At 40.4% G+C, this 25,333-nt stretch carries 26 protein-coding genes and 1 pseudogene; 11 read left to right on the top strand and 16 right to left on the bottom strand.

The window, feature by feature from the left end; genetic code table 11:
* The first annotated feature begins 86 nt into the window (after window positions 1-86).
* The 5 genes from mnmA (at window position 87) to LY624_RS07755 (ending at window position 4,883) form a co-directional block, all read left to right on the top strand.
* Window positions 87-1,187, top strand: a complete 1,101-nt coding sequence (gene mnmA, locus LY624_RS07775; RefSeq protein ID WP_341804395.1) for a tRNA 2-thiouridine(34) synthase MnmA — start codon at window positions 87-89, stop codon at window positions 1,185-1,187.
* Window positions 1,187-1,789: a high frequency lysogenization protein HflD gene (hflD, locus tag LY624_RS07770; protein WP_130149769.1), complete on the top strand. Its 603-nt coding sequence runs from the start codon at window positions 1,187-1,189 to the stop codon at window positions 1,787-1,789. Before mnmA ends, hflD begins: the two co-directional genes overlap by 1 nt.
* A gap of 33 nt (window positions 1,790-1,822) precedes the next feature.
* Window positions 1,823-3,193 (top strand): adenylosuccinate lyase, encoded by a 1,371-nt coding sequence (gene purB / locus LY624_RS07765; RefSeq protein WP_341804249.1) that lies wholly within the window; start codon window positions 1,823-1,825, stop codon window positions 3,191-3,193.
* 73 nt (window positions 3,194-3,266) lie between these two features.
* Complete coding sequence (locus tag LY624_RS07760; RefSeq protein ID WP_341804248.1) at window positions 3,267-4,412, top strand: cupin domain-containing protein; 1,146 nt, start codon at window positions 3,267-3,269, stop codon at window positions 4,410-4,412.
* A 12-nt stretch (window positions 4,413-4,424) separates the two neighbouring features.
* Window positions 4,425-4,883 (top strand): GNAT family N-acetyltransferase, encoded by a 459-nt coding sequence (locus LY624_RS07755; RefSeq protein WP_130149767.1) that lies wholly within the window; start codon window positions 4,425-4,427, stop codon window positions 4,881-4,883.
* Window positions 4,884-4,953: 70 nt separating this feature from the next.
* On the opposite strand, the pseudogene tnpA reads toward LY624_RS07755, so the two are convergent.
* The 6 genes and pseudogenes from tnpA to LY624_RS07725 all read right to left on the bottom strand — a co-directional run bounded on the left by tnpA (window position 4,954) and on the right by LY624_RS07725 (window position 10,202).
* Window positions 4,954-5,388: pseudogene (gene tnpA / locus LY624_RS07750) on the bottom strand (IS200/IS605 family transposase).
* Between the two features lie 162 nt (window positions 5,389-5,550).
* Window positions 5,551-5,997 carry a DUF4826 family protein gene (locus tag LY624_RS07745; RefSeq protein WP_062568965.1) on the bottom strand — a complete coding sequence of 149 codons (447 nt, stop codon included), beginning with the start codon at window positions 5,995-5,997 and terminating at the stop codon, window positions 5,551-5,553.
* Between the two features lie 91 nt (window positions 5,998-6,088).
* On the bottom strand, window positions 6,089-7,333 hold the full coding sequence (locus tag LY624_RS07740) for a lipoprotein-releasing ABC transporter permease subunit (RefSeq protein ID WP_130149766.1): 1,245 nt from the start codon (window positions 7,331-7,333) through the stop codon (window positions 6,089-6,091).
* Window positions 7,323-8,021 carry a lipoprotein-releasing ABC transporter ATP-binding protein LolD gene (lolD, locus tag LY624_RS07735; RefSeq protein WP_341804247.1) on the bottom strand — a complete coding sequence of 233 codons (699 nt, stop codon included), beginning with the start codon at window positions 8,019-8,021 and terminating at the stop codon, window positions 7,323-7,325. Before lolD ends, LY624_RS07740 begins: the two co-directional genes overlap by 11 nt.
* Complete coding sequence (locus tag LY624_RS07730; RefSeq protein WP_341804246.1) at window positions 8,014-9,231, bottom strand: lipoprotein-releasing ABC transporter permease subunit; 1,218 nt, start codon at window positions 9,229-9,231, stop codon at window positions 8,014-8,016. The genes lolD and LY624_RS07730 overlap by 8 nt, the downstream gene beginning before the upstream one ends.
* An 89-nt stretch (window positions 9,232-9,320) precedes the next feature.
* Window positions 9,321-10,202, bottom strand: a complete 882-nt coding sequence (locus LY624_RS07725) for a LysR family transcriptional regulator (RefSeq protein WP_341804245.1) — start codon at window positions 10,200-10,202, stop codon at window positions 9,321-9,323.
* Window positions 10,203-10,312: 110 nt separating this feature from the next.
* Between LY624_RS07725 and LY624_RS07720 the strand changes: the two genes are divergently transcribed.
* Both LY624_RS07720 and fghA read left to right on the top strand, forming a co-directional pair.
* On the top strand, window positions 10,313-11,434 hold the full coding sequence (locus tag LY624_RS07720; RefSeq protein WP_062568960.1) for an S-(hydroxymethyl)glutathione dehydrogenase/class III alcohol dehydrogenase: 1,122 nt from the start codon (window positions 10,313-10,315) through the stop codon (window positions 11,432-11,434).
* A 55-nt stretch (window positions 11,435-11,489) separates the two neighbouring features.
* Window positions 11,490-12,326 carry an S-formylglutathione hydrolase gene (gene fghA / locus LY624_RS07715; protein ID WP_341804244.1) on the top strand — a complete coding sequence of 279 codons (837 nt, stop codon included), beginning with the start codon at window positions 11,490-11,492 and terminating at the stop codon, window positions 12,324-12,326.
* Here the strand turns inward: fghA and LY624_RS07710 are convergent.
* From LY624_RS07710 to LY624_RS07700, 3 genes are all read right to left on the bottom strand, one after another.
* Window positions 12,323-12,643: a hypothetical protein gene (locus tag LY624_RS07710; protein WP_341804243.1), complete on the bottom strand. Its 321-nt coding sequence runs from the start codon at window positions 12,641-12,643 to the stop codon at window positions 12,323-12,325. The two genes, fghA and LY624_RS07710, sit on opposite strands and share 4 nt — an antisense overlap.
* Window positions 12,636-12,977, bottom strand: a complete 342-nt coding sequence (locus LY624_RS07705) for a hypothetical protein (protein WP_193988746.1) — start codon at window positions 12,975-12,977, stop codon at window positions 12,636-12,638. Before LY624_RS07705 ends, LY624_RS07710 begins: the two co-directional genes overlap by 8 nt.
* 74 nt (window positions 12,978-13,051) lie before the next feature.
* Window positions 13,052-14,545, bottom strand: coding sequence for a BCCT family transporter (locus tag LY624_RS07700; protein WP_341804242.1), 1,494 nt, complete (start codon window positions 14,543-14,545; stop codon window positions 13,052-13,054).
* Window positions 14,546-14,765: 220 nt separating this feature from the next.
* On the opposite strand from LY624_RS07700, the gene LY624_RS07695 reads away from it, so the two are divergent.
* A complete protein-coding gene (locus LY624_RS07695) occupies window positions 14,766-15,182 on the top strand; it encodes an MgtC/SapB family protein (RefSeq protein ID WP_130149759.1) in 417 nt (138 codons plus the stop codon).
* Window positions 15,183-15,241: 59 nt separating this feature from the next.
* Here the strand turns inward: LY624_RS07695 and LY624_RS07690 are convergent, their stop codons facing one another.
* Window positions 15,242-17,140 (bottom strand): beta-ketoacyl synthase, encoded by a 1,899-nt coding sequence (locus tag LY624_RS07690; RefSeq protein WP_341804241.1) that lies wholly within the window; start codon window positions 17,138-17,140, stop codon window positions 15,242-15,244.
* 127 nt (window positions 17,141-17,267) lie between these two features.
* On the opposite strand from LY624_RS07690, the gene LY624_RS07685 reads away from it, so the two are divergent.
* On the top strand, window positions 17,268-18,278 hold the full coding sequence (locus LY624_RS07685) for a GlxA family transcriptional regulator (protein ID WP_341804240.1): 1,011 nt from the start codon (window positions 17,268-17,270) through the stop codon (window positions 18,276-18,278).
* Between the two features lie 123 nt (window positions 18,279-18,401).
* Complete coding sequence (locus LY624_RS07680; protein WP_237118649.1) at window positions 18,402-19,601, top strand: GAF domain-containing sensor histidine kinase; 1,200 nt, start codon at window positions 18,402-18,404, stop codon at window positions 19,599-19,601.
* On the opposite strand, the gene LY624_RS07675 is transcribed toward LY624_RS07680, so the two are convergent.
* The 6 genes from LY624_RS07675 to LY624_RS07650 form a co-directional block, all read right to left on the bottom strand.
* Window positions 19,594-20,052 (bottom strand): GNAT family N-acetyltransferase, encoded by a 459-nt coding sequence (locus LY624_RS07675; protein WP_341804239.1) that lies wholly within the window; start codon window positions 20,050-20,052, stop codon window positions 19,594-19,596. The genes LY624_RS07680 and LY624_RS07675 overlap by 8 nt on opposite strands.
* A 44-nt stretch (window positions 20,053-20,096) precedes the next feature.
* Window positions 20,097-20,591 carry an MgtC/SapB family protein gene (locus tag LY624_RS07670; RefSeq protein WP_130149754.1) on the bottom strand — a complete coding sequence of 165 codons (495 nt, stop codon included), beginning with the start codon at window positions 20,589-20,591 and terminating at the stop codon, window positions 20,097-20,099.
* 18 nt (window positions 20,592-20,609) lie between these two features.
* Window positions 20,610-21,713, bottom strand: coding sequence for a GNAT family N-acetyltransferase/peptidase C39 family protein (locus tag LY624_RS07665; RefSeq protein WP_341804238.1), 1,104 nt, complete (start codon window positions 21,711-21,713; stop codon window positions 20,610-20,612).
* Window positions 21,713-23,107 carry a RimK family protein gene (locus LY624_RS07660; protein WP_341804237.1) on the bottom strand — a complete coding sequence of 465 codons (1,395 nt, stop codon included), beginning with the start codon at window positions 23,105-23,107 and terminating at the stop codon, window positions 21,713-21,715. The genes LY624_RS07665 and LY624_RS07660 overlap by 1 nt, the downstream gene beginning before the upstream one ends.
* Window positions 23,108-23,305: 198 nt before the next feature.
* A complete protein-coding gene (locus LY624_RS07655; RefSeq protein ID WP_341804236.1) occupies window positions 23,306-23,782 on the bottom strand; it encodes a transcription elongation factor GreAB in 477 nt (158 codons plus the stop codon).
* Window positions 23,783-23,812: 30 nt separating this feature from the next.
* Window positions 23,813-24,808: a GlxA family transcriptional regulator gene (locus LY624_RS07650; protein ID WP_341804235.1), complete on the bottom strand. Its 996-nt coding sequence runs from the start codon at window positions 24,806-24,808 to the stop codon at window positions 23,813-23,815.
* Between the two features lie 98 nt (window positions 24,809-24,906).
* Between LY624_RS07650 and LY624_RS07645 the strand changes: the two genes are divergently transcribed.
* The gene (locus tag LY624_RS07645) at window positions 24,907-25,329 is read left to right on the top strand and encodes an MAPEG family protein (RefSeq protein WP_341804234.1); all 423 of its coding nucleotides are present in this window, start codon (window positions 24,907-24,909) and stop codon (window positions 25,327-25,329) included.
* Window positions 25,330-25,333: the final 4 nt, after the last annotated feature.

The raw sequence follows: 25,333 nt of genomic DNA, 5'->3' as shown, positions 1-25,333 counted from the left end.
GGCTGTGATTTTGGCTGGTTTGGGCGTCTAAAAGCATGCTATAATGCCAGCCTTTCCATAGCAGTTAAAAAATGACAGCGAATATTATGAGCGAAAATAGTCACATTAAAGTCATCGTGGGTATGTCCGGCGGTGTGGATTCTTCTGTATCAGCGTATTTATTAAAGCAACAAGGCTATCAAGTTGAAGGCCTGTTCATGAAAAACTGGGAAGAAGACGATAATGATGAATATTGCGCTGCAGCTGAAGACCTTAAAGACGCACAAGCTGTGTGCGACAAGCTCGATATTGAGCTTCACACTGTAAATTTTGCAGCCGAATACTGGGACAATGTGTTTGAGTACTTTTTAGCTGAGTACAAGGCAGGCCGTACGCCAAACCCAGACATCATGTGTAATAAAGAAATCAAATTCAAAGCATTTTTAGAATTTGCAGCAGAGGCTTTGGGTGCTGATTACATTGCCACAGGCCACTATGTACGCCGCGAAAAACGCGATGATAAATTTGTAATGTGTCGTGGCCTTGATGACAACAAAGATCAAAGCTATTTCTTATACACTCTAAGCCATGAGCATATTGCGCAAACACTGTTCCCTGTTGGCGATATTGCTAAGCCTGAAGTTCGCCGCATAGCTGAAGAACAAGACTTAATTACGCATGATAAAAAAGACAGTACCGGTATTTGCTTTATCGGTGAGCGTAAGTTTAAAGACTTCTTACAAAAATTCTTACCAGCACAGCCAGGTAAAATTGAAGATACCGATGGCAACGAAGTAGGTGATCACGAAGGCTTGATGTACCACACCCTTGGTCAACGTAAAGGTTTATTAATTGGTGGCATGAAAGAAGGTTCAGGTGAACCTTGGTATGTGGTTGATAAAGACGTTGACCGTAACGTATTAGTGGTTGGTCAAGGTAAAGACCACCCTCGCCTATACAGTAATGGCTTAAATGCAAATCAACTTCACTGGGTTGATCGCGAAGGCCCCAAAGGTACCACACGCTGTACTGTTAAAACCCGCTATCGCCAAGAAGACATCAGCTGTACTTTACTCGTTGGTGAAGATGGTATGGCACGCGTATTATTTGATGAGCCACAAAAAGCAGTTACACCAGGTCAATCAGCCGTATTCTATGCTGACGAAGTCTGTTTAGGTGGTGGTATTATTGATTCGGTGATCAAATAATGACAGAACACCAAGTCATGGCTTTAGCCGCCATGTGCCAAGTTGCCAAACAAGTACAAAAAGTTGCGCAATATGGCCAAGGCAGTGATCACGAATTAGAAAAATTACTAAACTGTATTGTCGAGACATCACCTAATAGCCCTGAAGATGTATATCAGGGTAAACATAATTTACGTGACGGTTACCGTGTCTTAATCGCCCAGCTTTCAGCAGGCTCTGACAAAGACGTTGAAATCGTAAAATATGTGGGTGGCTTAATGCAGTTAGAGCGCGCATTAAGTGCAAAACAAAACAGTTTAAATGAATTAGGTCGTCGCATTGATGATGTTAAGCGTCGCCTCGACCATTTTGCTATCACAGATGATACTGTGGTCGCAGCGCTTGCCGATATTTACTCATCGGTGCTAAGCCCCCTTGGGCATCGTATTCAAGTATACGGCAAGCCAGAGTTATTAAAACAGCAACTCACGCAAAACAAAATCCGCGCCCTATTATTGGCCGGAATTCGTAGTGCCGTGTTATGGCGACAAATGGGCGGTAAACGCCGTCACTTTTTCTTTTCGAAGAGAAAAATTCTCGCTATTGCTAAACAGTATATTTAATTATCGTTCAAACTAGACAATTTAGGAGTCATTATGGAGCTTTCAGCGTTAACCGCTATCTCTCCGGTAGATGGTCGCTACGGCAGCAAGACCACGGAACTACGCAGCATTTTCAGCGAATTTGGTTTAATCAAATACCGTGTAACTGTTGAAGTTCGTTGGTTACAAGCTTTATCTGCAGCTAGCGCAATCAAAGAAGTACCGGCATTTAGCGACGAGGCTAATGCTTTACTTAATGCCATTGTTGATAACTTTAGCGAAGCTGATGCAGCACGCGTTAAAGAAATCGAGCGCACAACGAACCATGACGTAAAAGCGGTTGAATACCTACTTAAAGAAAAAGTAGCAGACAACGCAGAGCTTAACGCAGTAAACGAATTCATTCACTTTGCATGTACTTCAGAAGACATCAATAACCTGTCTCACGGTTTAATGCTGACAGTAGCGCGTGACAAAGTATTACTTCCATACTGTGACCAACTTCTAAATGCATTAAAAGAAAAAGCGGTTGAGTACAAATCAGTAGCGATGATGACGCGTACCCACGGTCAACCAGCTACCCCTTCTACAATGGGTAAAGAATTTGCGAACGTATACATGCGCTTAAAGCGTCAACGTGACCAAATTGCTAACGTAGAAATGTTAGGTAAAATCAACGGCGCTGTAGGTAACTACAACGCTCACCTAAGTGCATACCCAGATTACGATTGGCACAGCCATGCTGAGCAGTTCGTAACGAGCCTAGGTTTAACATTTAACCCATTCACCACACAAATCGAGCCGCACGATTACATTGCTGAGTTATTCGATGCAGTTGCACGTTTCAACACTGTATTACTTGATTTTGACCGTGACGTTTGGGGCTACATTGCACTTAACCACTTCAAACAAAAAACAATCGCAGGTGAGATTGGTTCTTCAACTATGCCTCACAAAGTAAACCCGATTGATTTTGAAAACTCTGAAGGCAACTTAGGTATTGCTAACGCTATCTTTACTCACCTTGCACAAAAACTACCGGTATCTCGCTGGCAACGTGACTTAACTGACTCAACAGTGTTACGTAATCTGGGTGTTGGTATGGGTTACACACTTATCGCTTACCAAGCGACATTAAAAGGTGTTAGCAAGCTTGAAGTAAACGAAGAGCGTTTATTAGCAGAGCTAGACCAAAACTGGGAATTACTAGCAGAGCCAATCCAAACGGTTATGCGTAAATATGGTATCGAAAAGCCATATGAAAAACTTAAAGACCTTACTCGTGGTAAGCGCGTAAACCAAGAAATCATGGCTGATTTCATCGATGGTCTTGAGTTACCTGAAGAAGCAAAAGTAGAAATGAAAAAATTAACACCGGCTAATTACATTGGTCGTGCTGTTGAGTTCATCGACAACTTAGCTTAAATTCAAATTAAGACTTAAAAAAGCGAAAGGCCTTCCTTTCGCTTTTTTTATATCAATTCGCTTAGGTCATGTTATGTATCAATTAACCATCAATTCATTAACCCAAGAGCAATTTTTAGCTGAGTATTGGCAGAAAAAACCATTACTTATTAAACAAGGCTTCAAAGATTTTGCTGATCCTATAGAGCCCGAAGAATTAGCCGGTCTAGCAATGGAAGAAAGCATTGAATCACGTATTGTGACCAATCACTCAGATGATTGGCAAGCATATCATGGCCCGTTTGAAGACTTTAGCTTACTGACAGAGCAACATTCAACACTCTTAGTGCAAGCAGTTGACCATTGGCATAACGATGCTGCGCAACTGCTAGAACCATTTCGCTTTATTCCAAACTGGCGTATCGATGACTTGATGATCAGCTACTCAACCCCAGGTGGTGGTGTAGGCCCGCATTTAGACCAGTACGATGTGTTTATTATACAGGGTGAAGGTAAACGCCACTGGCGAGTTGGTATGCCTGACGCGAATTTAAAACAATTTGCGCAAAATAAAAGTCTGTTGCAAGTTGAGCAATTCCCTGCGGTTATCGATTGTGTGTTAGAACCTGGAGATATTCTCTATGTTCCACCAGGTTGCCCACATGAAGGCTATGCAGTTGAAAATGCACTAAATTATTCTGTTGGTTTTAGAGCGCCTAATCAGCGTGATTTATTATCACAATTTGCTGATCACCTCATTGATACTGAACTTGGCAATCAACGATACGGTGATGCAGAGCTTAAATTACGCTCATCAAAAGGTGAACTTGACCAAACTGAAGCCGAGAAAGTAAAACAATTAATGATTGCTGCGATTAATGATGACGCAGTGTTTAAGACTTGGCTAGGCAATAGTATGAGCCAGCCAAAGCATGAAATGGATTTAGCGCCTTTAGAAGAGCCCTACACATTAGATGATGTAAATGACTTACTCAATGATGAAGACGTTGTTTTTGAGCGTTTAGGCGGTACTCGTGCAATTTACCAAATAATTGATGAACAGGTTCTATTAAGCATCAATGGTGTTAACTATATGCATGATTTAGATGAACTTGAGCTAATCAAAAAGCTCACCGATCAAACTTACCTGACAGCTACCGACATAAATAGTTCAAAAAATAATCACATTTTCTTGAAAACCTTTACTACACTTTTAAATGAGGGTATTTGGTTTTGTTAGGAGCGTGTGTTTATGGGCTATCATATCGATGAAGTTGAATGGAGTATCGACAAGGAACTCTTGCAGCAAATCAGGGAGCGTGTGTTTGTATATGAATTACACATCCCTAAACACGTAGAATTCGATCATCTTGATCAAACAGCGCACCATGTATTGGTTACAAAAGATGGTAAATGCCCTGTCGCTACAGGGCGTTTATGTAATGATGGGCTCATAGGCCGTATTGCTGTCTTGCCTGAGCATCGCAATCGCTCTGTCTATAAATCGCTACTAACCTATTTAGTTAAAATGGCTGAAAAACAAGGGTGCGACTGTGTGAGTATTAATTGCATTTTGAACGAAGTTGACAGGTTTAAACGAAATGGTTTTGCAGCAGATGGCTTAGTATTTATGGAAGCTGGTATTCCAAGACAACGAATGCTTTGCCCCATCAAACAATTTGATACGCGACCATTCACCTTGGTGCATTAACGATACAAAGTAAAAGATCCACCTTCTAAAGAAGGTGGCTTTGCATTAGCCCCCTAGAAGGGGGCGTTGTTTACTGCAGTGTTAACTGCGCCTGCTCTTGCACCTCTTCCTTTTCTTGGTGCCTGACATACCGTCTTATTATTTCTTCATTTATCCCTACAGTATCTACGAAGTACCCTCTCTGCCAAAAATGGTTTCCCCATAACTTGTTTTTCCTTAAGTATGGATATTTGCTAAATAGCTTTAGAGCTATTTTTCCCTTTAAAGCACCCATTAGTTTCGAGACTGATAACTTCGGCGGTATCTTCACTACCAAATGAACATGGTCAACCTGCACATTTAACTCGACTACTTTGCACCCTAACTGCTCACAATACACTTGTATGCACCTGTAAACATCTCTGCCTACTTTGTTCTTCAATATTCAGAACCTATACTTTGGTGTCCAGACTATATGATATTGACATCGCCAATACACATGCGATGCTTTCTCGTATCTACTCATGTTTTTTCCTTATATGACTTCGCTAAAAATCAAGTAAGGAATTAACATGAGTATTTTTTCAGGCAAAGCCTAAATGATGATAACCACCTACTGAAGTAGGTGGTTTAGGGCCGAAAATAAAAAGCTGAATAGTTCTATTCAGCTTTTTACAGTAAACTCAGATTATGCAGGCTCGTTTTGCCACATATCATCTTTTTCAAATAACTCATACAAACCGTGTGCACGATTTATCAACAGGTTCGCAAAATCAACTTTTGTTTTATCGACTGCACCTGATTGCATAAGTTGGTCTGCTTTAAGCTGCCATTGCATCGAAAAGAAGCGTAAAGCTTCACGTGCATCTTTCGCTGCGCTCGCTTCGGCGTGGTCCGTCGGTAAACGGCCCGTCACCACCCAGTAGCTTTTACCATTTTGAGCTTTGAATTTCCAAACAGCAACTAGTGGCGCAATAAAGCGGCTTTCTTTTTCAATGACTGTTTGCGGGATCACACCTTTTTCAGCTAAATGCTTTTGCGCGTTCTGGAAACATTCTCGTTGCCACATAATACTTTGTTTGTGTGCTTGTGCTTGCTCTTCTTCTGTCAGTGGCTTAGCTTGTTTTTGTTCCATATTGGTTACTCTTTTACTACATTTAGGACACTTTAAGGCTTAATATACTAGGGTGCAAGTGTTTGCGAGCATTTAAGCTTGATTCACACTTTTAGTTACCTAACACCTTTGCAGGGTCAATTCTTGTTGCCTGCCATGCTGGATAAAGTGTTGCTAGTATAGCCAAAATAAAAGTAACAAAAACTGTAACAACAATATCTTGCCAAACTAACTTACTCGGTAGAAACTCAACAAAATAAACACCTTGTAACGGGTTATCACCAGCTAGGTTGCTTAACCAAGTAAACAGCTCACTTATATTAAGTGCCACCATAACACCAATAATAGTACCTAACAGCACACCAATTAGGGCTTGAGTAAAGCCTTGCATAACAAAAGTTGCCAAGATTGTACTATCTTGTGCACCCATGGTTTTTAAGATAGCAATGTTTGCCTGTTTCTCGCGTACTTCCATCACCAAGGATGAAACAATATTAAAGCTGGCAACAGCAATAATTAAAAACACCACGATATAAACAATCGTGCGAACCATTTGAATATCCTGATACAAACTGCCTTGTGTTCTAAACCAACTAGACACATACACATAGTCGGGGATAACTTGCCCGACCCGCATCGCCGTTTGATGTGCAGCAAAAACATCATCCACTTTTAACCTAAGCCCTGTTACTTGGTTTTTAGTAAAACCCAGCACAGCTTGTGCTTTATCTAATCTTATATACGCAGCTGTTTCATCTATAGGCCCGCCCATATTAACAATACCCACAAGCTTTAAACTCACCCGCTTTGGTGAGAGTAACTTACTCGTTTGTTGATTAATCTGTGGGATCAATAACGTAACGGGGTCGCCAATTTCTAGACCAAGCTTATTGACGATTTGTTGACCTAAGATGACATCTTCTTGCTGTAGTTGGCTTACTAAACGGCCCTGAGTAAACTGATTAAGCGCAGAAACTTGGTTCTCTAAATCGGCTTCAACTCCGCGTACCTCAACCGCTTTCAGTTCATTTTTAAACTGTGCCATACCACTTACACTGATAAAAGGCGCTGCGCCAGCAACGCCATTTTGCTCACCTAGTAATTTGACTTTATTTTGCCAATCATTGATCGGTTTATTAGGGGCTACATATTCAACTTGTGGCACAACAGACAATAATCTGTGCACCAATTGCTGCTCAAAGCCATTAATGACCGATAGCGCAACAATAAGAACAGCAACACCTAATAGAATACCTATGGTCGAAGCCTTTGCTATAAAACTCACAAAACCATTTTGACCATCTTTATGACCACTGTGTGCGCGAAAACGTTTTGAAATAAAGGCACTAAGCAACATCTTGAGACTCTTTAATTGCAAGCTTACCATCATCTAAATAAGCAATTTTTCCCAGCTTATCTGCAAGCTCTAAATCGTGCGTGACCACAACAAAGCTTGTTTTGAGACTGCTATTTAATTCTTTAATTAAGTCATAAATTTTTATTGCATTCTGTTTGTCTAAATTACCGGTTGGTTCGTCTGCAAGTACTAACGCAGGCTCAGTAACTAAGGCCCTTGCAATGGCAACACGTTGACGCTCACCGCCTGATAACGCTGAAGGTTTATGTTCACTGCGATGAGAAAGACCTACTTTATCAAGCATCATTAATGCTTTTTCGTTCGCTTCAATTGCACTTAAGCCTTTTATAAGCAATGGCATAGCAACATTTTCAATCGCAGTGAATTCCATTAACAAATGATGGAATTGGTAAATAAAACCAAGATTTTCGTTGCGAAAGTTAGCTTGTTGTTTGCGGTTTAGCTTTCCTACTTGCTTACCTTTAATTTCGACTTTGCCGTTTGTTGCATTATCGAGGGTTCCTAAAATGTGCAATAAAGTACTTTTACCCGATCCTGAGCTGCCAACGATGGCCAACATTTCACCCTGTTTAAGCGCTAGTTCAACCCCTTTTAATACTTCAACTTGGTTATCGCCATCTTGATAAACTTTGTTCAGCTGCTGACAATTGATGACTAGATCACTCATAACGTAATACCTCTGCTGGATTCACTTTTGCAGCTTTTCGGGCAGGATACAAAGTGGCTAAAAAGCTCATCGCAATACTCCCTGCGGCAATTAGGCTCAAACTCATAACATCAAATTTAACGGGTAAGCTCACACCTGCTAATAAATTGATGCCTAACATATTCAATAATTCATTGATATTGCTACTTAACAATACCCCAAGTAAAGCACCGATACTGGTACCGATAAGACCGTTATACAAGCCTTGTATCATAAATACATGTTGTACTTGCTTGGGCGTTAAACCCAGCGTTTGCAAAATTGCTACTTCACTTTGCTTTTCGCTCACCATCATGGTCAACGCTGAGACAATATTAAATACAGCAACTAAAACAATCAGTCCCAATAGCATTGACATGATCCTTTTCTCCATTGCTACAGCGGCAAAAAGGGTTCCTTGCGTGTCTCGCCAATCTGAATACTTAAACCCAGCTAACATCTGACTGTGTGATTGTAAAACACCCTCAACAGCAAAAGGCTCATACAAGGATACACTTAAATTAGGTGCTGCTGATGATGCTATTTTTAAAACTCGCTGTAATGAGTAACCACTGGTGAAGGCTAAAGAGGTATCTATTTCAGATTGCGTTTCATATAAAGCTGCGACCGTAAATAAGCGTTGACTCGGCACCCTACCCAAGGGGGTATACGCGCTTGCATTTGGCATAATAACCCGTACTTTATCACCGATAGAGATACCCAGCTTGCGACTTAAATAACGACTTATGGCAATATGGTACTGTTTATCCATCACCAATGACCAATCACCCACAACAATTTTATCTTTAATCTGATAAAGTGAGTTTCCATCATCATAAAGCCCTTGTAACAACACACCATGTAAGTCTTTATTTGTTTGTAAAATGGCTTCACCATGACGGTATAGGTTGACTTGTTTTACATCTTGAGAGTTTGTAAGCTGAGTTTTAAGCGTCGCCATTGCCTCTTTTGAATGGGAATCCCCTTCTACTTCAATATGAGGAATTAGCCCTAGCATATTGGTTTTTAGATTATTCTCGAAACCATTCATAACCGAGCTAACCGTAAAAAGAGCCATCAGGCCAATAGCGATGCCTGCAATAGAAAAAAATGAAATAAATGAGATAAAGGCATTACCCTTTGAAGAGCGACTATATCTCAGCCCTATAAAAAGGCTAACAGGTTGAAACATAATAATTTATGGGTAATCCAAGGGCTAAATATGCGCTCATGTTAGCATATATTTAGCCATGATGGGATGCGAGAAATTGTAAAAAATAATTATAAATCCGATACTTGAACACTCTCAACAAGATGATCAAGTAATGCTTTTACATTCGTTGCAATAAACTGTCTTGGTGGATACACCCCCCATACGCCTTCAGGTGCAGGCGCAACATTCGATAACACAGCAACGAGATTCCCCGTATTTAAGTGCTCATTTACATAATAGTCTGGTAGTTGCACAATACCTAACCCTTTAATTGCAGCATCTACCAATGCCCAACCACTGTTACATTGTAAGCGCCCTGCTACTTTTATGTGTTTATCTTGGTTTTGTTCTTTTACCCGCCAATAGCTGTTATTACCAATTAAGCAATGATGATGGTGTAACTCACTCACACTGTGTGGTTGCCCATAGTTGTTTATATATTCAGGGCTACAGCAAATTACTAGCCTGCGCTGACTAATGCGTCTTGCTTTTAAAGAAGAATCTTTTAAATGCCCTAGTCGTATTGCCAAATCATACCCTTCTTCGAGTAGATTCACTTGCTCATTACTTAAATGGCTGATCACTTCAATATCAGGGTGCTTTTGCATAAACGAATGCACCGCTGGCATAATATAACTTTCTCCATACATTACTGGAGCAGTCAGCTTTATAGTGCCTTTAGGTGTCAATTGCTGCTCTGCAAGCAGTGCCGTTGCATCATCCATTGCATGCTGAAGTTGTTTTGTTTGATGAGCAAATATTTCACCTTCTTTGGTTAGCACAACTTTGCGGGTTGTTCTGGTCAACAGTTGTGTATTTAAACGCTCCTCTAATTGACTGACATACCGACTCACATGCGCCACCGACATACCAAGCATTTTACCAGCCCTAGTAAAACTGCCAGTTTCTGCTACTGCTAAAAACTCATCGATTCCATGCCAACGATTCATTATTACCATACTGTAAAAGTGTTTTAATAAAACTGAGATTATCATTCATTGAGAAATAAATAAAATAGACTAGGTTTATTACTTACTTCCAACAACTATAAGGGAACGTTATGACTGATTTTATTAAATCAAAAGCGGCTATCGCTTGGGGTCCAAATCAACCACTATCAATCGAAGAAGTGGATGTAATGATGCCAAAGAAAGGCGAAGTGCTTGTAAAGATTGTTGCTACTGGTGTTTGCCACACAGATGCATTTACTTTATCTGGTGAAGACCCTGAAGGAATTTTCCCAGCAATCCTTGGCCATGAAGGTGGTGGTATTGTTGAAGCTGTGGGTGAAGGTGTGACACATGTAGAAGTAGGCGATCACGTAATTCCTCTTTACACTGCCGAGTGTGGTGAATGTAAGATGTGTAAATCAGGTAAAACCAACCTATGCTCTGCAGTGCGTGAAACGCAAGGAAAAGGTTTAATGCCAGATGGCACCACTCGTTTCTATAAAGATGGTCAACCGATTTATCATTATATGGGTTGCTCTACCTTCTCTGAGTACACAGTATTGCCTGAGATTTCACTTGCTAAAGTGAGCAAAGAAGCGCCACTTGAAGAGATTTGTTTACTTGGCTGTGGTGTTACCACAGGCATGGGTGCTGTAACGAAAACAGCTAAAGTACAAAAAGGCGACACTGTGGCTATTTTTGGCCTAGGTGGTATTGGTTTATCAGCGATTATTGGTGCGAAAATGGCAGGCGCAAGCCGTATTATTGGTATCGATATCAATACTAGCAAATTTGATTTAGCAACAAAACTGGGGGCAACAGACCTAGTAAACCCGAAAGATTTCGACAAACCAATTCAAGAAGTCATTGTTGAAATGACTGACGGTGGTGTTGATTTCTCATTTGAGTGTATTGGTAACGTTGATGTTATGCGTTCTGCACTTGAATGTTGTCACAAAGGCTGGGGCGAATCAGTCATCATTGGTGTAGCTGGTGCTGGCCAAGAAATCTCAACGCGTCCATTCCAACTTGTAACAGGCCGTGTATGGCGTGGTAGTGCATTTGGTGGTGTTAAAGGTCGTTCTGAGTTACCTGAAATTGTTGAGCGTTATATGAATGGTGAGTTTGCGTTAAACGACTTCATCACTCACACCATGAAACTTGAAGATATCAATGAAGCCTTTGACTTAATGCACGAAGGTAAGAGCATCCGCTCAGTCATTCATTATTAATCTATAAACCTGACGCTTGGCTAACCCCAAGCGTCTTCGTTTCAAGGATGTGGTTATGCTAGAAAACATAAGCTCAACAAAAGTCAGCGGTGGCTGGCATAAACAATACACACACCAAGCAAGCAGTACCCATTGTGCTATGCGTTTTGCAATATTTTTACCGCCTGGTGCCAGTGAAACAAACAAAGTACCCGTCATGTATTGGTTATCAGGTTTAACCTGTACTGATGAAAACTTTATGCAAAAAGCAGGTGCCTTCAAAAAAGCGGCTGAGCTAGGTATTGCAATCGTTGCACCAGACACGAGCCCTCGTGGTGATAATGTGCCTGATGATGAAAACTACGACTTTGGCCAAGGTGCAGGTTTTTATGTGAACGCTACGGAGGCCCCTTATAACGTGCATTATAATATGTACGATTATGTTGTTTCTGAGTTACCGGCACTTATTGAGGCACACTTCCCCGTCAGTGATAAAAAAGCCATTGCAGGTCACTCAATGGGTGGTCACGGCGCATTGATGATTGCCCTTAGAAACCCTGAGCAATATGTAAGTGCCAGTGCCTTTAGCCCAATCGTAAACCCTGTTAACTGCCCATGGGGTGAAAAGGCGTTTACTAACTATTTAGGTAGTAACAAAAGCAGTTGGCTTAAATACGATACGTGTGAACTAATGAAGCAGGCAGAAGCTGATAATTACCTGCCAATACGCGTTGATCAAGGCGAAGCTGATAACTTTTTAACAGAGCAGCTTAAAACAGAAAACTTATTTGCAGTAGTGAATGAAAGAGATTACCCCGCTGAGATAAACATGCACGCAGGCTATGATCACAGTTACTTTTTTATTAGTAGCTTTATCGATGAGCACTTAGTGTTTCATGAGCAATACCTTTAATTGCCATTTGATGAGTGTGGGGGATCAATTTTCTCACACTCTTTAATAGTCCTTGTTATTTGTCTGCATTTTAACTGTGGCTTTTTCTCTGCAGTATCAATAATAAAATTTATAATTGATTTATCTATTTGCTCGCCAAGTTCTCCAAAAGATTTTGCCTCTGAATCTTTGACAAACACACCTGAACCGGCCGCATTTTTAGTACTGTTTGAGCGAGAGTTGTTAGCTTGACCATCCAGTATTACCCCTGCAAGAGTGCAACCTGTGAGTTGAAAAATTAACACAATCAGAACTATGTATTTTATTCGACTAACCATTATTACGGCTCTCCCTTTTAATAGATTGGATTTTAGGTGTTACCGTTAGCTCCACACACTCTTTCACAACTCGACTTATTTTGCGACATTCAAGTTTAACTTTTTTATCTTTACTTCCTTTTTCAAGCGCTCCAATAATCGCTTTATCTATTTCATAGCCTAACATAGTCATTGTTAAACCGTAGTTCACGCGATGATTTGACCTCACCTCGGAATAAGCACTTGCCGATTGTGCTTGATTACTTCTACCTGCAATACCATCTGCAACAAAGCCGATCGCTGTACAGCCGCTAAGCACTACGAAGGCTAAAATTAATGTAATAAGTTTAGACATCCTTTTCCTCACACTCATAATAACTCATTAAGTATATTGCTCTGCTTATATTTTACTGTAAAAAAATGTTCGAATTATGCACACAAGTCACGAACAAACTCTTTCAAAAACCCTGCTAATTGCAAAATAAAAACAGCTAAAAATGGCAAAGCCCCTAAAATCGCTATACTCCGATTTAAAGGCTCATCTTGTTGTAAAAGCAGTGCAAAACTGCACATAAATAACGCCAAACACCATACATACAGTGTGCTCTCATTTTTAAACTGATTTTGAACAAGCTGCCTTATCACTAAAATAGCGGAGTCCGCCGAGGTTGCAACAAACACTAAAAGTAATAACAAGCTACTCCATATCAAAATGGTTCCTTGCCAGCCTAACTGACTAAAAAATACAAACAACCCTTGAGTGTAGTCATGCTTAATCGCTGATAAAATACCGGCTTGGTTTAGTTTGTCCCACTCAATTGCAGCGCCAGAGAATACAGAAAACCAAATAATCGTGACACATGTAGGAATACCGACAACCGCCAAAATAAATTGCCACACTTTTCTGCCTTGACTAATGTTGGCTAGAAATACACCGACAAATGGCCCCCAAGCTAACCACCAAAAATAATAGTTATATGTCCAGTGCGTTGCCCAAGTGGATGTGTTTAATTGACTATCAAACTGCCATGTTCCTGTGGCTAGTAATTGTAAATAATAACCAGTTCCATCTAGTGCAATCTTCATAATAGGTGCAACAGGCACGATAAATAACAGCCAAATCAATAATGAAAATGCTAAAAGGACATTAAAGATACTTAACGATTGTACCCCTCTTCTGAGACCTAACTTCGCTGATAAAGTATAAGTAACAAATAATACACTTACGATTACAGTGCCTATCAACAAAGGCGATGTAATACCCAGTTCAATCTCAACGCCCTTACTAATAAGTAACGTTGAGTTTGCAATTGTTCCAACAACGCCGAAGAACACAGCAAAAACAGCAATTAGTTTAATCGTAAAGACCACTCCTCGCTTCTTACGTAGGCTAAGTTTATTTCCAAACGCACTCATAACAGGTGCACATATATCTCCAGAGTTACCACTGTATTGCGTCAACCCTCCTAGCACTAAGCCAAACACGGCATACAAGGCCCATGCATGAGCTCCCCAATTAACAAGGGTTAATGCAAGGCTACTTGCTAACCTATCAGGGTATAGACTTTGCTTTAAAGGAGGGTTCATAAAATGCAGTGCAGGCTCTGCAACTCCCCAAAAGACCAGTCCTGACCCCATTCCGGCTGCGAATAACATGGCAAACCAGCCAAAGTTGGAATATTCAATTTTTGCATGCTCACCGCCTATTTTTCGGCCGCCCAAGGGGCTAAATGAAAGAATGATAACGGCAAATAATAAGAAGTTAACGAACAGGAAAAAGCCACTTCCTAGAAAAGAGAGGATGTCCTGAACCACAGGCTGTATATGTTCCGTCATCAGTTCAGGCTGAGCCGCAGCAATGAGCGCAATAAAAATACAAATAGCCAGCGCTGTTTTTTCTAGCATGGTGATTGAATGTTTCAAATTATAGCCTACATAGTGAACACTTTTAAAAAGTACATGACGGTGTGCAAATAAACTAAGTCTGAAAATTTGACACGCTACTGGGTAAAATTCGCAAAATTATAGCAATTAAGATCCACTAAAACTCGGCTAGATGTCCTAGTTACCTTATTTTTCTATAAATATTAACTAGGTATTAAACTTGCTATGTAAACAGAGTGTATATTTAAGGAATTGATAAATGGACTTTAATTTAGACTGGCATGAAGTCATTGATAATTTAATTCACCTAGGTATTGCCTATTTACTTGCCTTACCTATGGCCTTTGACCGAGAAAAGACAAGTAACGGAGCTGGCTTAAGAACTTTTCCGCTGGTTGCAGTGGCGTCCTGTGGCTATGCATTGGTTGGCATGTCAGTTTTAACAAGCTCAGAGGCTGAATCAAAAGTACTTGAAGGAATTATCACCGGTATAGGCTTTATTGGTGGTGGCGCAATTTTAAAGAATAAAAATTCAACCTATGGTACAGCGACTGCTGCAAGTATTTGGAATATGGGTTTAATTGGCATCGCCGTTGCGTTTAGTCGCTATGAAATAGCTTTTTTGATGGCGTTGATCAATTTTGTAACCTTACGATATGTAAAACGCTTTAAATAAGAAAAAAGGCGCTATAGAAGCGCCTTGCTGTCAAGAATGTGCTTAAACATGTCTTGATCTTAAAACATATCCTGATACGGGTTCGATTTTGATAACGCAATTGATTTATCAAAACCTGGGATTGTCATTGAGTCAGCACTCATTACAATCTCATTTTCATCGATTAAACCATCCCCAAAACGGTAAATTAGCTCATAATGACCTAAATCAGCTTGTTGCTGATAGTCAGCTTGTGCTAGTGCAACTTGAGTATGACGGTCTTGATATTGTGCCATGGCCGCATCGCCATGACGCTTAGCTAACATCTTTAATGTCATTGCAGGTGAAAGCACTGTTGCTGTCGCATTATTACCACCAAACCCTTTTGAGTTAATAAATGCGACATCCATTGCATCACACTGGTAATGCTCAGTGCGGATATCTAAATGATCGCTATATACATCCTCAGCGACTTTATCGATTGTCGTAATACCTGGCATAATGTTGTGGCTAAACACGCCCAGTGCCATAGCCAACTGATCACCACTAGCTGGAGCAATCGTATGGCCAACATACGCTTTAGGCGCAGCAACCTTCCAGTTATCAATAGCAAAGGTCTCTGCTACCTTATGGTAGATAAGCGATTCTGTAACTCGGTTTTGGGGTGTACTTGAACCATGCGCCAAAATAAAGCTACGTTTTTGCACTGCTTCTTGGCCAACAATACTACTAGCCAGCGCGACTGATTTAGCCATAGTAATATAATTACCAGGTCCAGGGGCGGTGATTGATTTTTTAATACCATCTGCATTAACAAATACATCAGCAACGGAACCTTGAATGTCTGCACCGAGTTCTAAAGCAAGGGCATCATCCATCAAAATAACAATCTGTGCTCCCTCACCAATTGTGAAACCACAGTTCTCGCCAAATGGGCGGCTTGTACGGCGGTGATCAACCACCTCTGTATTATCTAAGCGCTTGAGTCCTTCTTCATTAGCAAGCGCACTCATATTGCCAAAACCTTCAACAATTTCAGGTGTAATTGCACACTCAACCGATGCCACAATCGCGACACGAGTACGACCCGCTTGAATATCATTTACCGCAGCACGTAAGTTATATAAAAATGTCGCACACGCACCTGATGTGGTAAACGTTGTACCCACATTACCCGTCACATACGCGTTAATGAAGTCAGTCGACATGGTATTCAAGCCAAGTGCTAATTGCTTAGTACTTACACGATCGCCCTGCTGACGTGAGCGGATTAAACCACCTAACCCTTCGCCATCTACTTGTCCAACAACAGATGCTGAATAAGTGCCAATTTGATCAGGTTCAACGCTATTCATAACATGCTGCCAATCAAGCCCTGTTGAGCGAATTGCATCTGTTGCGGCAAAAATAGTTGCTTGAAGGCCTCTAGGTTGATAACGACTGTTGTACATATTTGCAGGTTCAAAACCTGTTGGTAACTGACCAGCTGCTTTAATAGGGTTATCACGTGTGCTGTCATGTTTAACGGCAATATCAGCACTAATAGTTACTTTTACTTTTTTATCGCTAAGGTCTTCAACTAACCAGCTTTCAGGTACTGGCGTTGGTAAATCACGACGACGCGTTTCAAATACAATCTGTTGCTCATCTGATGCTGTCAGCGTCATTTTTTGTTGCCAAGGTGTGGCGTCAACATCAAAATGATTTTTTTCAATCTTACGAATAAGCGTACCAGCTAAAACCTGCTCACCGAATCGAGCTTCAATATCAGCTTCATTAACAGTGTTTCCATCTGCATCTTTTAAAACACCTTCAGTCAACGTGACTAAATTCATGAGTGTCGCTAACCCTAAAAATGTTTCTTGGCGGGCTTTAGCGTCCAAGCTGTCTAACACGATACGACGATAACCTTGATGAAAAGAAGTGCGGCCAGCGGCATTAATACCACCCATACCAACAATAACGGGTAATGCTGTCATAATTAACCTTGAGAAAACGTGTTACGAGAATTAAGCCAAGTTTAAATGGATTAACCCGCACAGTTTGTGCTTAAATAGCCAAATATCCTGCACAATGAGCCAAAATTAACTGGTCGGAGCAATTTGAGTGACGAATCTTCAACAAGCAAAAGCGATAGAAATTAGTATATTGGTTTATCCTCACTTGCTAATAACCAGTTTAACTCTGCCTATCGAAATGCTCAGAGCAGGCGAAGCTTTTGCTAAAAGCCATTCGCAATCAGAAGAATTTAGGCCCTTAAACATTAACTTGGTAGCAAGTAACTTAAATGCCATCCCCAATCGTACAGGTCTTGCTATTGTGCCAGACTGCGAAGCTGACACTGCCCCCATCAGTGACTTAATTATTGTACCTGGTATTTGGCGTAACCCGCGTCCGGTAGTGAGTAAACAACAGCAATTAATACACTGGCTTAGCGATTCTTGGCAGCAAGGAAGCAATATTATTGGTGTGGGGACCGGCAACTGCTTAGTTGCTGAGGCTGGGTTGCTGGACGGTCACCCTGCAACTACCCATTGGCATTATGCAGAGCAATTTAAGCGCGATTACCCGAATGTGCAGCTTAAACCTGACTTTTTCATCACGCAATCTGAGCGCATGTATACCGTTGCTAGTTTAAATGCCCTTGCTGATGTGATTGTCCATATTATCAGCCAATATTATGGCCGAGAAGCAGCGCAACATGTTGAGCGCAACTTTTCCCATGAAATTCGTAAGCCTTATGAAGATCAACGCTACCTTGAAGGTGCTGTTGATAAACACCCTGATGAACTTATCGCGCAGATCCAGTTTTGGTTAAAAAACAATTTAGCCTCTGAGCTAACACTGCATGAGGTTGCGGCGCAATTTAGCTTGAGTTATCGCACCTTCACGCGGCGATTTCGCCAAGCCACCAGCCAAACGCCCGTTGAGTATTGGCAGCAATTACGCGTACAAGCAGCAAAAGAGCTACTAGCTTCATCAAATTTATCGATTCAAGAGGTGGCACTTGAAGTTGGTTATAATGACCAAGGCCATTTAACCCGGGTTTTTAAAAAAGTGTTATCACAAACGCCCAGTGAGTATCGTACTGTAGTAAGACGAAAGCTTTTTGGTTAAACATAGGCCATATGAATTAAATAAAGTTAAAAAATTAACACCGATACAGCTTATTCAAGTTGCTGATTTAAAAATTATTACTAAGCTTTTAAATAGTTGTATCTCACTATTTTGAGCCAATAAATGTATCAACCTGATTATAATGAGTTAGTGCAGAGTTGGAATAAAACGCTTGAAGTTTTAGCCCTGTTTGCCAATGTCCCTGTTGCGTTAGTAATGAAAGTCGAAAACAACATTATTAGCGTATTTTCGAAAAATGATTATCAAGAAAATCCTTATAAGATTGGTGACAGCGAAGAATTAGAAGATTCAGGCCTTTATTGCGAACATGTAATAAAAACCCAAAAACTGCTTAATATTCCAAATGCACTGATTGATGATGACTGGAAAGAAAACCCTGACATCAAACTTAATATGATTTCGTATTTAGGCTTGCCAATTAGTGCTGGAGATACGACTCCGTTTGGCACTATTTGCATTCTCGATAGCAAACCGCATGAGTATGACGAGCCTGTAATCAAGCTTCTTGAAACAATAAAGCAAAGTTTTGAAACACAGCTCAAGTTACTGTATCAGCAAAAGCAAGCGTTTGAACAACAGCAATTTGCAGAGCTTGCTACCTTAATCAGAGGGATTGCTCATGAAGTTAATACCCCTCTTGGTAATTGCATCACCGCAGTAGACGTAACAGAGTTGGCTGTAAAAGAGACTCAAGCTAAACTGCTACAAAAAAGATTAAGTGAACTCGCATTACAAAACACATTAAGCACAATAATAAACACCAGTGAATTGTTAAATCGAAACTTATCAACTTGTGCGTACAAAATCCGCATTTTGCAGGATTTGCTTTATCCTAATCCACAATCAAATAAAACGATTATGTCCTTAGCTGAACTTGCTGAGTCTCTAACGGATCATTTAGAAGAAAAAATGAAACATCAGAATATTAAACTTACAGTGAAATATCAGGATCCACATAGCCAATGTGAAGTAGCGACTGATTTACTCAAACAAGTCCTGTTTATTTTACTGCAAAACTCCATTGAACATGCATTTAGTAAAACCGATAACCCAGTCATTGAGATTAATATTTATGATTTTGACGAAGTTTTAAAAGTTCATTACATAGATAATGGCATCGGCATTAACAGCAACGAACACCACTTTATTTTTACCCCATTTTACAAAGGCAAAGATAATCAATCAGGTATGGGGCTTGGCCTGAGTATCGCGAAGAAAATAGTGACCCAACAACTGCAAGGTGATATATGTGCGCTTGAGAGCTCAGTAGGCGCACACTTTTTAATAAACTTACCTAAGTAGTTTTATCTGGAAGAAATGTTTTGGAAAATAAAATTTTACTACTTTGTGGTGTGCCTTTGTCTTTATAGCCCACTATTTGATAGTCATTTTTAATAAGCATACTCAGCATTGCAGGAAAACGATTCATTGATTTTACATGAATAGCATCATAATCATGTTCTTTAATCCATGCTTCCTGCGCTTTCAATAATGCCTGTGCAATCCCCTTCCCTCGCCATTTTGGCGCCACTGCACCAAGCCAGCTATAGAAGGTATTTGCATGTAACGCATAACCCAGTTTGTAGGCCACAGGCTCATTATTTATATAGGCACCTAAAATAAGGTGCTCACAATTAGCTATCCTAGCTTGTAATTTATTGAGCGTATTTCTGCCATCAAATTCGGGAATTTGGCAATCAACCAGCAATACGTCTTTTAAACTAGCAGGCTTTATTGTGTAACAAGGTGCCATTAATTTTATTTTCCGTTTAGTGTTGTTTAATAGCTAACTTTTGCTCACTTTTCTTTACGATAGTACAGCTTTGAATAGCGTTTTACCCGTGCGTGCACGCCGCGCCCTAAGTTTTTAAACTTAGCCTCAAGCACATCAACACCATATAAAATAACAACGACTAACACTGAAAGCTTTATCGCAGCGAGTAAGTTATCGGTGGCAATGACAACGCCAATAGATGCCAGTACCCAAATGGTCGCCGCAGACGTAACGCCAACCACTGCGCCATCCTTCGCTAGCATAACACCTGCACCTAAAAAGCCAATTCCGGTAATTATTTGCCCAACCACACGGGAGTGATCAATCACATCACCATGTAACATAAAAGCCGTTGCTAAAAACAAATAAGTCCCTAATACAATTAATGCAGATGTGCGAATACCCACCGGCTTACCACGTAATTGACGCTCCATACCAATAATAGCACCGCAAAATGCAGCGCTACCAATCGCTGGCCAAGAGTATGGAGCAATATCTAATAGACTACTAAACGTCACTGTACTTCCAAAATTATATTAAATAGAAAAGGCCATTGCGGTACTTAACCTTGATGAACCAAAGCTGGCCATTTTAGTAAAATCAGCTTTCGCTATCGGCACATGCTGACAATCAATCGCCAATTGCTTTTCATTTTCACAAAACGGGTCATGCACGTATAAACAATGCTCATCAATATGCGTTACACACACCCAATGCGGTGATTTTTTACCATCGAACCGATAGGTGCTGATCAATAACACCACCGCTTTACCCTCAGCAAGCCAATCTTCAATAGCTAGCAAAGTTAACTCTTGATACCGCACCGGCAGTTTTGCAGTAATCGCCTCTGCTACAAACTGATTGTGTACTGTATGCAAGATCGCTTTTTTCTTTTCGCTTCTTACGCCATCAATAAACAACGAATCACGGGTATTTAAAATAACATCGGCTTTGAAACCACGTTTCATTGCAGCAAGTGCTAACCCTAGAGGATGGCAACCGCCATGACCTGATGTCATAAAAATAGTAGTTGCTTCACGCCATATATCCAGCTCTTTTAGCTGACTCATAGGTGTTTCGTTTAATGACGACATCGCCATTAATAATGCCGCGGGGCCACAGGTAAACTCAGTTGTTTGCTGATACCAAGGCGTGTGTTTATCGGCATTAAATTCGATATTACGACGAATGTTTTTTTGCATTCGATGTGCATCACTATGGTCGTCATAATAATCACTGTAATGACCAAACACCTGGTAACCCTGCTTTTCATACAAGCGAATTGCTGATTGGTTGTTTACCGCAACTTCTAAACGCATGTATAAACGGCCCCGTTTAGCCGTTTCATTTTCAAGCGCAAGCAGTAGCTGTGAAGCAATACCTTTACCTTGCTGAGATTGCAAAACAGCCAATGAATATAACCGAGCAAGGCGGGTCCCCTTGTGGCACCACACTAAACCATAACCAACCAGTTGATTATCTACCTCGACCACCATCAGTAAGCCGTGGCTTGCGCTGATCCAGCGCTTTAAACTACGACTACTTAATCTATCTTGGCTAAAGCTTTGCTCTTCAATGGCAACAAGGGCCGCCAAATCCGTTGCATTGGCAAAGCGGATTTGACAAACAGATGCGTTCATTAACCGCGGCCCCGCGCTTCAAGGCGTTGTTTAAACTCATCCATAATGATCATATAAAGCTCATCACCTAAATAAGCATCTTCGACTTTATGGTCAATACTAGGGTTGTCATTCACTTCTAACACGTATGCCTTGCCTTGGTGTTCTTTAACATCAACACCATACAAACCTTTACCCACCGTTTTACAGGCTTTTAATGCCGCATCAAGTACCACTTTTGGTAGCTCAAATGTTGGCAAGGTTTCAAAGCCACCTGAGAAGAAACGTTTTGCATCATGGTTGTAAATTTGCCAGTGATTACGCGCCATTAAATAACGACACGCATAAATTGCACGGCCATTTAACACCCCGACACGCCAGTCGTATTCGGTGTACATGTACTCTTGTGCAAGCACAAGTGCACTGAACTCAAACAGTTCTGTTAACTTAGCAACTAACTCATCACGATTAGCGACTTTAAAGACGCCTTTTGAGAAAGAGCCTTCTGGCATTTTTAATACCAGCGGATAGCTAAAGTGTGCTTCTAAGCTTTCAATTGTCTCTTCACCTGTATCAGCCACAACGTGAGTTTTTAAACTCGGCACTTTTTGATAATTAAAGGCATCGTGCAAATACACTTTATTACAACAGCGCAGTATCGACTCTGCATCGTCAATTACTACCAGCCCTAAGCTTTGTGCTTTACTCGCTAAACGATAGGTTGGATGGTCGATGGCCGTTGTTTGACGAATAAATAACGCATCAAACTGTGCGATGCTGGTAATTTCATCAAATGTCAGTGCTTGGGCATAAATACCATGTTTAGCAGCTGCTTTAATAAATTTAGCAATAGCATCTTTATCACTTGGCGGCACCTTTTCTTGGTGATCAACCAATATAGCCATATCCCAACGGTAACGACGTTTTTTATCGTTTATACGCCACACGGATTCTGTAAAGCTACTGAGTTGTTTTACAAACTCCGTAAAGGTGGTGTCATTTAATGAAGCAATCGTACCTTGCTTAACAACCCCTTGCTCATCACACACTAAAATAGGCGCTGGGTATTGTGAAAATAGCGCTTTAGTTGCTTTGCTTTGCTGCTCTTGATCTGTGTGACCAAAAAATACTGTGCCACCAGCAAGCTCTTTATGACGCGTACTGTGCTCATCACTGCGTAGTGCATTAATTGTTTTTACACTCGGTAATACCTGATGCTTTCTTGCTTCAGCAAGTAAAGAACAATAATAACCTTTACTTAAATACTGCCCTGTATCACACAAGTTTAAAATGCGAGTTTTTGGCTCATTATGTTTTGGGTAATCACGTAAGTAGGTGTCAAAGGTAATGACATTTTCGAAATTTTGAGCAATACGTTGCTCATTGTTATCAACCACAATCAAGGTTTTAAACACGACTTTTCCTAAATTAAGCCATAGATAAAATGAAAAACACCCAACCAATTAAGTGAACGCATGAGGCTAAATTTCACTTAACTAGATGGGTGCTTATAAGCATTATGCTTGAAGTGATTTATAGAGGTTTTTTTGCTTTGTTACCAACGAGATATTTTTTACTTGAAGATGAAATTTACTGATTAAAAATACCAATAACTAAATTAACTGATCTATGGTGTACAGCTGTTTATTACCAGCAATAGAAAGTTCAACTTCATCATCAATTTGTTTACCAATCAGTTGCTTACCTAACGGCGCTTCTCGGGTTACAACATAAATAGGCTGCTCTTTTACGGTGACCACTAAGCCACCTGCACTTGGACCCATGAAGAACCACTTTGCGTTATCTTGCTCATCGATAAGACACACTAATGCACCTTCACGAACCTTATTAAATTCGCTTTCTTTGAACACCGTATTGAATGCTTGAATATCACGGTAGCACTCATTAACTCGTTCAGCTTGCCCTTGCGCTAAGTATGCGGCCTCTAAACCCAAGGTATCGTATTGGGTTTCAGCGACACTTTCTTCGTGAGTTGCAGCGTCATGAGCCGCTTTTGCCGCTGCTTTGGCGTTTTGTAGTTGTGCCTCTAGCGCAAAGCGTAAATGTTCAATTACGTGTGTTTTATTCATAGTTTAATAGCAGCAAGAAAAATATGCAGTTTACCCTGATTTACGATGTTTGTAACTGAACTGACGATAGTGATTCATAGATTGTCCCTGCTGCTTCACAAAAGCTTTACGAAGAGCGCTTTCATCTACAAATTGTAATTGACTACTTATTTCAATGATTGATAAATCTGTATGTACTAATAACCAACAAGCCTTTTCAATACGAACTAAATTAATATATTGCTTCGGTGAGAGGCCAAGTGAATGTTTGAACCGTCGATTAAGGGTTCTTTCGGTTACAGCGCACTCATCAGCCAATAACTTTACAGTAAAAACGGGATTTTTTTGCTGAGTAACTAACAATTTGGCTTTATCGACGACTCTATCTGGCTGAGAAATCATTTCTGAAGAGTGCATAAAGCGCCCTTGGGAGTTCTGTTGATAATCAACAGTCATACAGCGAGCAACACGCGCAGCAAATTCATAACTAAATATGTTTTCAATAATTGTCAGTGCCACCAGCAGGCTTGAGTTTGTAGCAGCGCTAGTGATGAACTTGCTTGACTGACATAACAGCCGATTTACTTGGACATCGACTTCCAGAAAGTGAGCTTTCATAAATCGGTTAAGCCACCAACTTGTAGTCGCAATATGGCCATCAAGTTGCCCCGTACTCGCTAACAAACTGACACCTGTACACTGTGCTCCCACATATTTGGCGTAGTTGCATAGTTCATTAAGTAAATCATTTTGCTTATTTTTATTAAGTGTTGCCAACAGTTTTTTATCATTTTGATAATGCTGTGCAGCAAAATATAAGCAATCGAGAGGCTTTATTATTTGATTGAGTTTTTGGGTCTCAAAACTCACTCCTTGACTACTTACTTGTGGGCCGCCTTCCAGTGACACAAGCTGCCAGTCAAAAAACAATGCTTCATCCACACCTTGATAAGCCAAAAATTGGTTTGCTATAGCTAAGGTGTCTAAAAAGCCTGTAACACTACTTGCTAACGGATTCTCTGGAACGAAGACCATCACATGAATCATGTCTTGTTTTTACTCTTATTTGTCTTTTAAGACACTCTAACAAGCTCCTTAAATAAAATAAACTGCTTGTTATGCAAACAATATAACGAAGGATTACCATGACACCATTCATTTATAGCCTACCAAGTGCTGCACTTATTGTGCTGATCTTTATTTTGTTATTCAGTGCATTTTATTGCCGTTTTAAGCTTGTTAGAACCCGTCAAATCACTATTGCACAGCTTGTAAATAAGGATTTTAGCAATGCTCCACATCATGTAACTTTACTTGGCTATAGCTACGATAACCAATTTCAACAACCTGTTTTGTTTATGCTTCTCAATGCATTGATTTTAATGTTTGGTTTAGAAAGTTACGCTTCATTGATATTAAGTTGGATGTTTGTTATTGCTCGTTATTGGCATAGCTATGAGCATGTAATCAACAATAGTATATTACGGCGTACTATTGCGTTTGGCCTAAGTTCTATAACTCACTTGATGATTTGGGGTTTGTTTTTTAATGAACTAGCTCAATTTTAGGCTG

Source organism: Pseudoalteromonas sp. N1230-9 (assembly GCF_032716425.1).
GTDB lineage: Bacteria > Pseudomonadota > Gammaproteobacteria > Enterobacterales > Alteromonadaceae > Pseudoalteromonas.
This window is presented reverse-complemented; position numbering and strand designations above follow the sequence as displayed.